Raw genomic sequence first — 12,458 nt, 5'->3', positions numbered from 1 at the left:
CTGCTATTGTAAACTTTGAACTATTTACCTCTAACTTTTTGCTCCCATTTCCAGGCAGAAGCAAGTGCATCTTCTAAAGACAGCTCTGCTTTCCAGCCCAGCACATCGTTAGCTTTAGTGGTATCGGCATAAGCTTCGGTAACGTCGCCTTCGCGCTTAGGTACAATTTTATAATTTAGTTTTTGCCCGCTTGCTTTTTCAAAGGCTTTTATAACTTCAAGAACCGAATTTCCTGTACCCGTACCCAGGTTAAAAACCTCAACTTTATCGGCATTTTTTTGTTCTGTCAGACGTTTAAGAGCAGTAACGTGTGCTTTCGCAAGGTCTACCACATGTATGTAGTCGCGAATACAGGTACCATCCGGTGTTGGATAATCATCACCAAAAACCGAAAGTTGCTCACGCAGTCCTATAGCAGTTTGGGTAATGAAAGGCACAAGGTTTTGCGGCACTCCAAGTGGCAATTCGCCAATATTTGCCGATGGGTGTGCCCCAACAGGGTTAAAGTAACGCAACAATATGGCGCTTATGTTGCTTATTTTAGCTACATCATGAATGATCTCCTCGCCTATTTGCTTTGTATTACCATAAGGAGACATAGCAGGCTGTACAGGAGTATCTTCAGATATTGGCATTTTCTCTGCCTGACCATACACTGTACACGATGAACTGAAGATAAAGTTTGCACTACCTTTTTTTTGTAACTCCTGAAGGATATAAACCAGTGCGCCCAAATTGTTTTCATAATACAACAACGGATTTTGCACGCTCTCACCTACTGCTTTACTGGCTGCAAAGTGAATAACTCCCGACACATCTTCATATTTTTTAAAGAACCCCTGTACCGCAGCTTTATCGCGAAGGTCTATTTTTTCAAACTCCGGTTTTTTGCCTGTAATGGCGTTAATACCTTCCAGGACATCTATTGACGCATTTGAAAGGTCGTCTATAACTACTACATCAAAACCTTCGTTTTGAAGCTCTACCACTGTATGCGAACCTATAAAACCCAGGCCGCCCGTTACAAGTATTTTCATTTATTTATATTTTCGATCTATTAGGTTTAAGTAAATATCTGTTTAAAAGATATTGGAGCAACACAACAAGTGGTGTCCCTATTATCCACAGGAAACCAGCGAAGCCAATATAGGCATTTCCACATTTAATTTCACCTTCTTTATAATTGCTTAAATAAAAATTAACCATAAAAAAGGGATACAATAACATAAGTATCCCAAAGGCTAATACAGCAAATGATGAGAAAAGGTGTTTCCAATAACTGTTAGAAAAACGTTTAAATAGCAGATTTATTACCGTTTGTACCAATAAAAAAACTGCCAGCTCAATCATCGATTATTTATTTAAAAATTCTATAACACTCTCTGTTATAAACGCTATTTGCTCATCATCAAGCTCGGTGTGCATTGGTAAAGAAAGTACCTCTTTTACCAGTTGATTGGTTACAGGGAAATCTTCTTCTTTGTAGCGCGCATCAAGATATGCTTTTTGGCTGTGCAGCGGTATAGGATAATAAATAGCACACGGTATACCTTTATCAAGCAGGTGCTGCATAAGCCCATCCCTGTCGGCATCCAGTATCCTTAATGTATATTGGTGGAAGACATGGCTGTCGGCATCCCCCTTTACAACAGGGGTAACAATTTTTGCATGCCCTGCAAAAGCCATGCTGTATTTGTTTGCGGCCTCCTGTCTTGCTTTATTATAAGCATCAAGATGAGGCAGCTTTACATTAAGCACCGCAGCCTGCACGCTGTCTAAACGCGAGTTTACGCCCACTACATCGTGGTGGTAGCGCACATACATACCGTGATTTACAATTCCTCTTAACGTATGTGCAAGAGCATCATCATTAGTAAAAATAGCACCACCATCGCCATAAGCGCCAAGGTTTTTAGACGGGAAGAATGAAGTAGAGGCCACATGACCTATAACTCCGGCTTTCTTTTTTGAGCCGTTGGCAAATTTATAGTTAGCTCCAATAGCCTGTGCATTATCTTCTATAACATAAAGATTGTATTCTTTGGCAAGCTCAAGTATCTCTTCCATATTGGCTGCCTGTCCAAAAAGATGTACCGGAACAATAGCTTTTGTTTTTGGGGTAATTGCTTTCTTTATAGCTTCTACAGATATATTAAAAGTATCAGTATCTACATCTACCAAAACGGGTGTAAGCTGTAAAAGAGCAATTACCTCTACTGTGGCAGCAAAAGTAAAATCGGCCGTAATAACTTCGTCGCCCGGTTGCAGGCCAAGTCCCATCATGGCAATTTGCAGGGCATCTGTACCATTAGCACATGGAATGACGTGCTTAACATCAAGATATTCTTCAAGATCTTTCTGGAACTTGTGTACCTGTGGGCCGTTAATATATGCTGTGTTATCTAAAACCTCCTGAATAGAAGCGTTTACTGTGTCTTTAATACTTTCATACTGGCCTTTGAGGTCGACCATCTGGATTTTTTTCATCGTATTTGAATAAGTGACACAAAAATAGCAATTAATTCGCATAAACGTTTTATTCTGGCACCCTAATATCGCTTCACGAAATCGATTTCTTACCTCCTGCCGTTAATAATTGCAACTCATCGATTTTTAAGTGTGATTTAAACACTAATAAACCTTTTTAACATAACTTTATATTAATGAGTTAATTAACCAAACTTTTATTACCAACCTCTAATTTTTAAAATTTATGAAAAAATTAATGATCATGGCTTCGTGCCTGCTATTAGCCACACTGCAATCGTGCAGTACTGAAGACACTGCGCAGCAAGCTGCTCCACAAGCCAAGGCAGGTGCAGAAGATTTTAAAACATCGCTTGCAACCGCCACTAAATTGGGAATGCAGCAAACCAACATGGATCGTGAACAGGCTAATCGCGAAAGGGTTGAAATTATGGTAAAGGGAGCCAGAACTTTTTTACTTGCCAACGGCTATACCCAGTCTCAGTTGCAGGATAAAGATGAGGCAGCAGTATTAAACCTGGCATTTGAAATGTATTTTGAAGAAAACCAAACCAACAATTAAAACCTACTTACCATGAAAAAGTTTTTATTATTAGTACTGTTAGCAGTTAGTATAAATGTTTCTGCGCAAAAAACAGTTAGAATCATCAACTCAACAATTCATAGCGTTGTTATGCAGGAATTGCAGTCGGCCGGACCAGTATATGGTTACCCAAGATTTAAAAGCACTACTCCAATTACCATTGCATCAGGTGGCAATTATTTTATGTCTAATACACAACCCACCTGGTTTCCACTTTTTTCCTATACTGGCGCATTGCCTATTTACACCTGGAATAAATTTACCTCAGCTGGGGCATCTCCTATTTCAGTAGCAAGTTCTACCCTTAACAACGCTACCGACGCTGCCCCACAGGTTTTTTATTCGGTTACTTTAAAACTTGGCACAGCGGCACCTGTAACAGTTGGGGTGTACACTTATCCATCCAGCGCAAGCGTGGTTATAAGCGGCATAACTTATTACTTTACCTGTACTGTTACAGGAAATACCACTGTTGTAACAATCAATACGTAAGCATCATTACGTAAGCATCATTAAAACACTATCCTCCGTAGCTTTGGCTCAACGGAGGATTTTTTTGCTCTCAACAAACCAATCAGGAATTAGCCCTCGCCACTACGAGGTCTACAAGCCCCTTAACCGTAAGTCCTCTTTTACGTATCTCACTAATAAAAACTTCTTTATCGGGGTTAAAGGTTTTGAGGTATTTATCGCAAGAGATAGCCAAAAACGCCAGGCTAATATCGTCTAATGCTAAAGGCCATTTTTTCAGCACAAACTCCTCATCAATTTTCGTTTCAGGATACTTGGTCGAAACGGCAATATATCCTACAATGGTGCTTTTAATTTGTTCAGGATTCATTTTGTAAGGTTTTAGGTTTAGGAAACTTCTAATCCAAAATTGCTGCAAACCAAAAACTTAAAAAAATTAATGTCGTCAACTGCGCAAAACATAACGCCAATTGCAATACTCCGTAAACAATAGGAGTGTTTACAATGATTTTGAAAAATGGCTGCTAAAAAAATAAACCGTAATTTTGCCACTAACTAAACTTTAGCCATGCTTTTACTGTATAGTTTTTTTACCCATATAGCCTCTTTTGTACTCTATATAATTGCGCTTTTCAACCCCAAGATCCGGTTGTTTGTCAACGGCAGAAAAACTGTTTTCAATACTCTCGAGCAGCACATAAACCCCACTGATAAAACCATTTGGTTTCATGCGGCATCGCTTGGTGAATATGAGCTTGCCCTGCCTATAATGGAAAAAATAAGGACACTGTATCCTGACCATAAATTGGTGCTTACATTTTTTTCGCCATCAGGATATGAAGTACGCAAAAACACAAAAGCTGCCGATGTTGTAGTGTATCTTCCGTTAGACACTGTAAGCAATGCAAAAAAGTTCATTAAGCTGGCACACCCAAACATGGCTTTTTTTATAAAATATGAGTTTTGGCCCAACTACCTCAACGAGCTACAAAAAACAAATACACCTACCTATCTCATATCAGGTTTGTTCAGGCCAAACCAAATATTTTTTAAATGGTATGGAGGTTTTTACCGCAGGGCCTTTAAAGCATTCAACCATTTCTTTATACAGTATGAAAGCTCAAAACAATTGCTAAACACTATTGGTTTTACTAACGCAACCATTAGTGGCGATGCCCGTTATGATCGTGTAAGCGAGATACTGGAGCGTGACAACACCGTACCTTTTATAGAAGAATTTATTAACGGCAAAACCACAGTTGTTTTGGGAAGTTCGTGGCCCAAGGATGAAGCCCTTATATTTGATTTTATTAACAAATCGGTCAATGTAAAATTTATTATTGCCCCACACACCTTTGGGGAGAGCCACATTAATACTATTAGAGAAAGCATTAATAAACCAACAATACTTTTTAGCGAAAAGGATAACAAAAACCTTGCTGAATATGACGTTATTGTTATTAACACTATTGGGCTTTTAAGTAAAATATACAGCTATGCCGATGTTGCCTATGTGGGTGGCGGATTTGGCACCGCCGGCCTGCACAATATACTGGAGCCTGCTGCCTTTGGGGTTCCGGTAATTATTGGCCCAAACCATAAAAAATTCCCCGAAGCAGTGGCCCTTGCAGACATGGGCGGTGTTATTGTGGTAAAAGATAAAGCTGAAATGGAAGACGCCCTATCATCTCTACTTTATAATGATGATTACCGATGGGAAAAAGGACATATTGCAGGAACCTTCGTTAGCATGAACCGGGGAGCTGTAAATATAATAATCAATCACATAACCGATGAGTCAGGTAAGCTTTAAAACCTTTGAAAGTAAAGATGCTGCTGTCGTGGTAGGCATGATGCAGGATTTTTATGCTATAGATAATTATCCTATGGATATAGCTGTATCTACAGGCTTGTTCTTTGAGTTTTTAGAGACCGAATCGCTTGGGCGTGGGTGGCTTATTTTGATTGATGACGAAGTAGTCGGCTATGTAATCCTGACGTTTGTTTTTAGTTTCGAATACAAAGGCCGCATTGCTTTTTTAGATGAACTTTTTATTAAAGAAACAGCACGCGGTAAAGGACTTGGCAAAAGGGCTCTCGATTTTATACAGGTACAGGCTAGATTATTGTCGGTCAAAATAATTTATCTTGAGATAGAAAACCACAACGAATCGGCGCGAAAACTGTATCTTTCTAAAGACTTCAGCATTCATAATCGAGGCTTGATGAAGATGGTTGTTGCATAAAGCATTAACTCTATACTACCTCATCAAACTAAAATGCCCTTTTATTTCGGGAGTGGCATCATCTACTTTTATAATATACCAATAATCAGTGGCCGGTAGCGGATTGCCGTTAAAAGTACCGTCCCAACTCAGGTTTCTTCGATCCAGTTTGGTAATAAGCCTGCCATAGCGGTCAAAAATAGTTACTGTAGCCTGTGGCAGTTTACTCATATCGGCAAGGGTAAAATAATCGTTAACCAAATCGCCATTGGGGCTAAACATTTTAGGGATAAGGTTTATGTAAAACGTTTTTTTGTCTTCCCCGCAACCAATAACAGATTTTGCATAAGCCGTATATACACCCGGGCTAAGGTTATTAAAAACATTTGAATGCTGATAAATACTGCGGTCTAAAGAATAGGTGTAATTTGCAACATTGTTATCCTGCATTAAAACAGTAGCCTTATCGTCCTCAATGACAACCTCTTTAATATCAGGAGATGCAAGTTCAGTAACTACATAACTGCGTGTAATGCTACATCCGGCAGTATTCGTCAATAAAACACTGTACGTTCCAGCAGTCGTAACCTCAACTGTAGCTGTTGTTTGCGCAAGTGGTGCATTCCATTGATAACTCACTATATCTGCTGTGGTAGCATCCAGAGTGGCGCTTTTATTCTCACAAAATTCAATTTCGGTATCAGGCACAACATGGGGTTTATCAAAATGATGTACCATTACCGCTTCCCTCACTGCTGATATACAACCTGTGCTGCTTATAGCCTCTGCATAAAAAACAGTATCCACAGTAACAGGCGGGGCATTAAAAATTGCTCCGCTACCAATAGATGTACCCCCCGTGGCAGTAGTGTACCAACGCACTGTCCCTTCAGATGCTGCTGCTTCGAGCACAGGAGCATCGTTACCGCATACCCTTACTACTGCATTTATTACTGTTACAACAGGAATAACATTTATTACAGCTATAACGGGAGTACGCGTAGCGGTGGTACATGTAGCATCATAAGCAGATGCATAAAAAGTAGTAGTTTGTGTTAACACAGGAGTAGTATAGCCTCTGCCATCTGTATCAATATGTATAGGGGTTCCACCTGTAGCTGCCGCATACCAGTACACCGCGGCACTGTTAGATGTAGCATTTAAATGTGCTGAACTTCCACTGCCGCAAGCTCCGCCATTTGTTGCTGAGCTGCTTGTTATTTGCGGTATATTAATAGTCGTAGTGGCAGATATTGTTGGTGGTGTTTCCCCTGGCATACCCCCATATTCTACTACATATCCCCTTGCCTGATAATCGCCCGATATATCGCTGTCATTTTTAAGATCATTCCATGCTCCGGGAATCCCTATATTTCTTGCTGTAATATGCGCATAGTCTTCTCCTCCACGGTCATTAGGCTCATTTCTGTTCCAAAAAGCAAAATTAGGTGTCGATCCATTTACCTGTCCATTCCAAAAAACGGTTCCTGCTTCCGGACCGGTAACCCATTTCCAAACGCCTTCTATTTCCTCATCGCTTCCTCCTATCCATCCGGTGCCCGTTGCCTGCTCGCCACAAAGCTGGGCTTCCTCGGCTGTCATTAATGTAGCCAGATACCCCTGCAATCCGTAATAAGTGCTTGCAGCAGCTGCATCGCGTGCCTGTGTCCAGGTTATACCCAATTGGGCTACATATAAATAATAATGCTGAGTAGACTCTAAATAGTTGGCTTCCCCTATAGATATAGAAAATGTACGTGTACCCGATGGATTTGCAGCATTGCTGTTATACTGTACAGCACTAACCGCAGCCATAAGCGTAGCAAAAGGCAAGGGTTGACCTGAAACACTTCTTATGGTTAACTTTCCTGATATTGAATCCCATATTGTCCTTACATTGGGTATTGTTGAGCTTAAGCTCAAAACATCCTGTCCGTTTACATAACCGGATGAAATTTGTATGTAAACCGCCTCAAGCGAGGTATCGGCCGGATCGGGGTCGGTAATAGAAAATGAAGTCACAATGTTAATGGGTGTCCCGGGGCAATACACCTGATTACCAATAGCGGTTAGAACAGGCGGCTGATTATTTTGTGCTGAACAAAAAAAGCAGCAGGCAACACACAAAACCAGTTGCATGTATATATTTATGGGACTATAATTCTTCATTTCGTAAAATTAACAAAATATTTTACGTTTTATCTATTTTTTAAGAATACTGCAGTTTAGAAAAAATATCCCAAACCACTATACCTGCACTTACCGATATGTTAAGCGAATGCTTGGTGCCCAACTGCGGAATTTCTATACTGCCATGGCAAAGTTTTATCGCTTCCTGAGATACGCCTTTTACCTCGTTTCCAAAAACAAGGGCATATTTTGTGTTTTCCTCCGGAGCAAAATCCTGTAAAAAAACAGCATCTTCAACCTGTTCTATAGCAAGGACAGTTGTATTCGTGTCTTTAAGGTTTTGTATTACCTGCAACACATCTTTATGATGTTCCCATTCAACCGTTTCGGTAGCACCTAACGCAGTTTTATGTATCTCTTTGTTAGGAGGTGTGGCTGTAATACCACACAGGTAAATTTTTTCGACCAAAAAGGCATCGGCAGTACGAAATACAGAGCCAATGTTATGCAGGCTTCTAATATCATCCAGCACAATTATAATCGGCGTTTTACCCGCTTCCTTAAACTCATCCGTACTTTTGCGTCCTAACTCGCTGTTGGCTAATTTTCTCATGATACTTAAAAAATAGGAGACAAAATTAAGTCAATGCAACGGCAAATCCTAAAAAGCAAAGTAACCGCCCAAAAAACAGGGCGGCTACAACAACAAAATAGTCTCCTGTTTAGGATTTTTTAGCTGCTTCAGGCTTTTTACCGTCATGTTTTGGAGCTCCTTTTTTAGACAGCTCTTTCCACTTGGCATACTGTTCTGCGTTTAGTATGTTTTTCATTTTAGTATCGAGAGCGGCTTCGTCTTTTTTCATCTTTGCCTCCATAGCCGCATGGTCGTGCTGCTCTCCTTTCTCCATTTTTTTAAGTTCAGGATCGGCCGCCCTCTTTTTCTCCTGTTCAGCAAATATTTCTTTCACTTTAGCCTGCTGTGCATCATTAAGCGCAAGATCCTGCGCAAGCTTTTTAGCATGTTCATCGGCAGTTAGTCCATGCTTTTGGCCTTTCTTCTCGGTTTTAGGTTTATTACCTTCTGCTTTAGCCGGTTTATCTTGTGCAAAACCTGCAACTCCTGCCAAAAGCATAACTGCCATAACAACTTTTTTCATATATCTGTTAGTTTTTAATTGATCAGCATAAAAGTATCTAACAAATAAATATGTACTACAACTATGAGGTAAATCCTGCAAAAATTGAGGTTAAAATTTAATCAGTGCTATTAGCATATCCTGCAATTTCAGGGTAGGTTTAGATATCATAATTAGCACTCAAAAGTTTAGCTTTTACACTTGTTTATTTTTACCTAAATTCGCCTTTCACTAACACAATACCTAATACGTTGGCAGCTAAAGAAAAGACCGTAAAAGAAACCCCTTTAATGAAACAGTATAACGAGATCAAGGCTAAATATCCTGATGCCTGTCTCCTGTTTCGTGTAGGCGATTTTTATGAAACCTTTGGCGAAGATGCCGTGCGCACTGCCGGAATATTAGGCATTACACTTACTAAACGGGGCAATGGCAGCGAAATAGACACTGCACTGGCGGGGTTTCCGCACCACTCGCTAAACACCTATCTTCCTAAACTGGTAAAAGCAGGATTGCGTGTAGCAATATGCGACCAGCTGGAAGACCCTAAAATGACTAAGACCATAGTTAAACGTGGCGTTACCGAACTGGTTACCCCCGGCGTATCTATGAACGATGAAGTGCTGCACAGTAAGAGTAACAACTTTTTGGCATCGGTATATTTTGGCAGGAAAAGTTTAGGAATCTCATTTCTGGATGTTTCTACCGGAGAGTTTTTAACTGCTCAGGGTAACGAAGAATATATAGACAAACTGCTTCAAAACTTTAACCCCAGCGAAGTATTAGTAGCCAAAAATGAAAAAAATACGTTTAAAGAAGCTTTTGGCGAAAACCACCATACGTTTTATTTAGAAGACTGGGTTTATAAAGAAGATTATGCCTACGAAAGTCTTACTGCCCACTTTGGCACCAATTCTCTTAAAGGTTTTGGTATTGAAGAATTACAGGAGGGCATTATTGCAAGTGGAGCGGTTTTATATTACCTATCAGAAACGCAACACAATAAACTGCAACACATAACCACTATTCAGCGTATTGCAGAGGATGCTTATGTATGGATGGATCGTTTTACAATTCGCAACCTTGAACTGTATCAAAGCGCGAACGTTAATGCCGTTACCCTACTCGACGTTATAGACCGCACACTCTCTCCCATGGGAAGCCGTTTGCTAAAACGCTGGCTGGCACTCCCCCTAAAAGATGCCAACAAAATACGTGCACGCCACGAAGTGGTTAGCTATCTTAAAGAGAATAAAACCATATTGCAAAAAATACAGGTTCAGGTAAAACAAATATCTGACCTTGAAAGGCTTATTTCTAAAATTGCCACCGGGCGTGTAAGCCCACGTGAGGTTATTTACCTTAAAGAATCGCTTGATGCCATTGCACCTATAAAACAACTGGCATTAGAGAGCAATAATGAGGCTTTAAAAGCCATTGGCGACAGCCTGCACTCTTGCGAATTGCTGCGTGAAAAGATAAAAACCACCCTGCACCCCGATGCTCCGGTATCTATAAATAAAGGTAATGCTATTGCCCATGGCATACACCCCGAACTCGACGAACTGCGCAGCATAGCCTTTTCCGGCAAGGAGTATCTTGAAGGGATTGAAAGGCGCGAATCTGAAGCGACAGGAATATCATCGCTTAAAATATCATTCAATAATGTGTTTGGCTATTATATAGAGGTTCGCAACACACATAAAGATAAGGTTCCGGCAGAATGGATCCGCAAGCAAACCCTTGTAAATGCCGAACGATATATTACTGAAGAGCTTAAAGAATATGAAACCAAGATTTTAGGAGCCGAAGAAAAAATACACAATCTGGAAACCCAGCTTTTTGAACAACTTGTAAACTGGATAAGCACCTATATAAAACCCGTACAGCTTAATGCCAGCCTTGTAGCTCAGGTAGACTGCCTGGCTTCGTTTACGCAACTGGCAATCGAGAACAAATATGTTTGCCCTGAAATTGATGAAAGCCATGAACTGGACATCAAAGAAGGCCGCCACCCGGTTATAGAAAAGCAGTTGCCTGTGGGCACGCCATACATAACCAACGATGTATATCTTGACCGTGAAACCCAACAAATAGTAATGATAACAGGACCTAACATGTCCGGTAAATCAGCTATTTTAAGGCAGACAGCATTAATAGTACTCCTGGCGCAAATGGGAAGTTTTGTGCCTGCCCAAAGCGTGCGCATGGGTGTAGTAGACAAGATATTTACCCGTGTGGGCGCATCAGACAACATTTCTATGGGCGAATCGACCTTTATGGTAGAGATGAACGAAACAGCAAGCATCCTGAACAACCTGAGCGATCGCAGCCTTATACTCCTGGACGAAATTGGCCGCGGCACAAGCACCTATGACGGTATATCTATAGCCTGGGCCATTGCCGAATTTTTACACGAGCACCCGGCTAAACCTAAAACATTGTTTGCCACACACTATCATGAGCTTAATGAAATGCAGGATATTTTTGACCGCATACAAAACTTCAATGTATCGGTAAAAGAGCTTAAAGATACCGTACTGTTTATACGCAAGCTTGTAAAAGGCGGATCGGCACACAGTTTTGGTATCCATGTGGCAAAAATGGCAGGCATGCCGCAAACTGTTATACAAAAAGCGCAAAAGCTTCTCAAAAAACTGGAAAAAGATCACAGTGGCGAGGCACTAAGCAATATAAAAGCGCAGGCAAAAGAAGAAATGCAGCTTAGCTTTTTTAACCTTGACGATCCATTACTGGAAGAAATAAAACAGGAAATAGTAAATTTAGACATCAATACACTTACACCTGTAGAGGCTTTAATGAAGCTAAATGAAATAAAAAGAATGCTTGTTAAATAGGTTTTAAAAAAGTTTTATTTTCAAGACAAACGTTATCAGAAAGTTATGTTTCGACCTAAAAAAATTTCACCAAAACACTTGCAGGTATCGAAAACAGGCGTATATTTGCAGCCGTAATAACAACGAACAACGTTCTTTTACTTTTAACGCGAAAATAGCTCAGTTGGTAGAGCGCCACCTTGCCAAGGTGGAGGTCGCGGGTTCGAATCCCGTTTTTCGCTCAATTACCATTTTTTATGCTCGAGTGGTGGAATTGGTAGACACGCTGGACTTAAAATCCAGTGGGTAGTAATGCCCGTGCGGGTTCAAGTCCCGCCTTGAGTACAATAACTAAAAACTTCAAACCATTGAAGTTTTTTTTTGCCTTGCGAAAATAGCTCAGTTGGTAGAGCGCCACCTTGCCAAGGTGGAGGTCGCGGGTTCGAATCCCGTTTTTCGCTCATTGTTTTTTAGCCTCAACATAGTTGGGGCTTTTTTATTTCAATACACTTTCCTGCTTTAGCCAAAAGCAAATATCCTGCAAAACCTTACGAATTTTCAGTCAGCGCCCTTCAATGTTCATTTATCT

Annotated in this window: 11 protein-coding genes and 3 tRNA genes; 8 read left to right on the top strand and 6 right to left on the bottom strand. The window is 40.5% G+C overall.

What is annotated here, in order from left to right:
* Positions 1–20: 20 nt before the first annotated feature.
* Both galE and GR160_RS13205 read right to left on the bottom strand, forming a co-directional pair.
* Complete coding sequence (gene galE / locus GR160_RS13210; RefSeq protein ID WP_160750346.1) at positions 21–1,037, bottom strand: UDP-glucose 4-epimerase GalE; 1,017 nt, start codon at positions 1,035–1,037, stop codon at positions 21–23.
* A gap of 316 nt (positions 1,038–1,353) precedes the next feature.
* Positions 1,354–2,487: a DegT/DnrJ/EryC1/StrS aminotransferase family protein gene (locus GR160_RS13205; RefSeq protein ID WP_160750345.1), complete on the bottom strand. Its 1,134-nt coding sequence runs from the start codon at positions 2,485–2,487 to the stop codon at positions 1,354–1,356.
* A gap of 226 nt (positions 2,488–2,713) precedes the next feature.
* Between GR160_RS13205 and GR160_RS13200 the strand changes: the two genes are divergently transcribed.
* Together GR160_RS13200 and GR160_RS13195 are read left to right on the top strand one after the other, a co-directional pair.
* Entirely contained in the window at positions 2,714–3,049 is a 336-nt protein-coding gene (locus GR160_RS13200) for a hypothetical protein (protein ID WP_160750344.1), read from the top strand.
* Between the two features lie 12 nt (positions 3,050–3,061).
* On the top strand, positions 3,062–3,562 hold the full coding sequence (locus tag GR160_RS13195) for a hypothetical protein (protein WP_160750343.1): 501 nt from the start codon (positions 3,062–3,064) through the stop codon (positions 3,560–3,562).
* An 82-nt stretch (positions 3,563–3,644) separates the two neighbouring features.
* Here the strand turns inward: GR160_RS13195 and GR160_RS13190 are convergent, their stop codons facing one another.
* Complete coding sequence (locus GR160_RS13190; RefSeq protein WP_160750342.1) at positions 3,645–3,911, bottom strand: hypothetical protein; 267 nt, start codon at positions 3,909–3,911, stop codon at positions 3,645–3,647.
* 198 nt (positions 3,912–4,109) lie between these two features.
* Here GR160_RS13190 and GR160_RS13185 point away from each other — a divergent pair, with 198 nt between their 5' ends.
* Positions 4,110–5,354 carry a 3-deoxy-D-manno-octulosonic acid transferase gene (locus tag GR160_RS13185; RefSeq protein WP_160750341.1) on the top strand — a complete coding sequence of 415 codons (1,245 nt, stop codon included), beginning with the start codon at positions 4,110–4,112 and terminating at the stop codon, positions 5,352–5,354.
* Entirely contained in the window at positions 5,335–5,787 is a 453-nt protein-coding gene (locus tag GR160_RS13180; RefSeq protein ID WP_237421226.1) for a GNAT family N-acetyltransferase, read from the top strand. The genes GR160_RS13185 and GR160_RS13180 overlap by 20 nt, the downstream gene beginning before the upstream one ends.
* A 15-nt stretch (positions 5,788–5,802) precedes the next feature.
* Here the strand turns inward: GR160_RS13180 and GR160_RS13175 are convergent, their stop codons facing one another.
* From GR160_RS13175 to GR160_RS13165, 3 genes are all read right to left on the bottom strand, one after another.
* Positions 5,803–7,935, bottom strand: a complete 2,133-nt coding sequence (locus GR160_RS13175; RefSeq protein ID WP_160750340.1) for a T9SS type B sorting domain-containing protein — start codon at positions 7,933–7,935, stop codon at positions 5,803–5,805.
* A gap of 40 nt (positions 7,936–7,975) precedes the next feature.
* The gene (locus GR160_RS13170; protein WP_160750339.1) at positions 7,976–8,509 is read right to left on the bottom strand and encodes an RNA methyltransferase; all 534 of its coding nucleotides are present in this window, start codon (positions 8,507–8,509) and stop codon (positions 7,976–7,978) included.
* Positions 8,510–8,618: 109 nt separating this feature from the next.
* The gene (locus tag GR160_RS13165; RefSeq protein ID WP_160750338.1) at positions 8,619–9,053 is read right to left on the bottom strand and encodes a hypothetical protein; all 435 of its coding nucleotides are present in this window, start codon (positions 9,051–9,053) and stop codon (positions 8,619–8,621) included.
* Between the two features lie 230 nt (positions 9,054–9,283).
* Here GR160_RS13165 and mutS point away from each other — a divergent pair, with 230 nt between their 5' ends.
* From mutS to GR160_RS13145, 4 genes are all read left to right on the top strand, one after another.
* Positions 9,284–11,890 carry a DNA mismatch repair protein MutS gene (mutS, locus tag GR160_RS13160; protein ID WP_160750337.1) on the top strand — a complete coding sequence of 869 codons (2,607 nt, stop codon included), beginning with the start codon at positions 9,284–9,286 and terminating at the stop codon, positions 11,888–11,890.
* Between the two features lie 148 nt (positions 11,891–12,038).
* Positions 12,039–12,111: transfer RNA gene (locus GR160_RS13155), tRNA-Gly, on the top strand.
* A gap of 17 nt (positions 12,112–12,128) precedes the next feature.
* Positions 12,129–12,214 (top strand) — tRNA-Leu (locus GR160_RS13150).
* 43 nt (positions 12,215–12,257) lie between these two features.
* Positions 12,258–12,330 (top strand) — tRNA-Gly (locus GR160_RS13145).
* Positions 12,331–12,458 lie beyond the last annotated feature (128 nt).

The organism is Flavobacterium sp. Sd200 (genome assembly GCF_009826935.1).
Lineage (GTDB): Bacteria > Bacteroidota > Bacteroidia > Flavobacteriales > Flavobacteriaceae > Flavobacterium.
This window is presented reverse-complemented; position numbering and strand designations above follow the sequence as displayed.

Coding starts and splice junctions, on each gene's coding strand:
- GR160_RS13195 (WP_160750343.1), top strand. CDS start 3,062: ATGAAAAAGTTTTTATTATTAGTACTGTTAGCAGTTAGTATAAATGTT.
- galE (WP_160750346.1), bottom strand. CDS start 1,037: ATGAAAATACTTGTAACGGGCGGCCTGGGTTTTATAGGTTCGCATACA.
- GR160_RS13170 (WP_160750339.1), bottom strand. CDS start 8,509: ATGAGAAAATTAGCCAACAGCGAGTTAGGACGCAAAAGTACGGATGAG.
- GR160_RS13185 (WP_160750341.1), top strand. CDS start 4,110: ATGCTTTTACTGTATAGTTTTTTTACCCATATAGCCTCTTTTGTACTC.
- GR160_RS13190 (WP_160750342.1), bottom strand. CDS start 3,911: ATGAATCCTGAACAAATTAAAAGCACCATTGTAGGATATATTGCCGTT.
- GR160_RS13175 (WP_160750340.1), bottom strand. CDS start 7,935: ATGAAGAATTATAGTCCCATAAATATATACATGCAACTGGTTTTGTGT.
- GR160_RS13180 (WP_237421226.1), top strand. CDS start 5,335: ATGAGTCAGGTAAGCTTTAAAACCTTTGAAAGTAAAGATGCTGCTGTC.
- GR160_RS13200 (WP_160750344.1), top strand. CDS start 2,714: ATGAAAAAATTAATGATCATGGCTTCGTGCCTGCTATTAGCCACACTG.
- GR160_RS13205 (WP_160750345.1), bottom strand. CDS start 2,487: ATGAAAAAAATCCAGATGGTCGACCTCAAAGGCCAGTATGAAAGTATT.
- GR160_RS13165 (WP_160750338.1), bottom strand. CDS start 9,053: ATGAAAAAAGTTGTTATGGCAGTTATGCTTTTGGCAGGAGTTGCAGGT.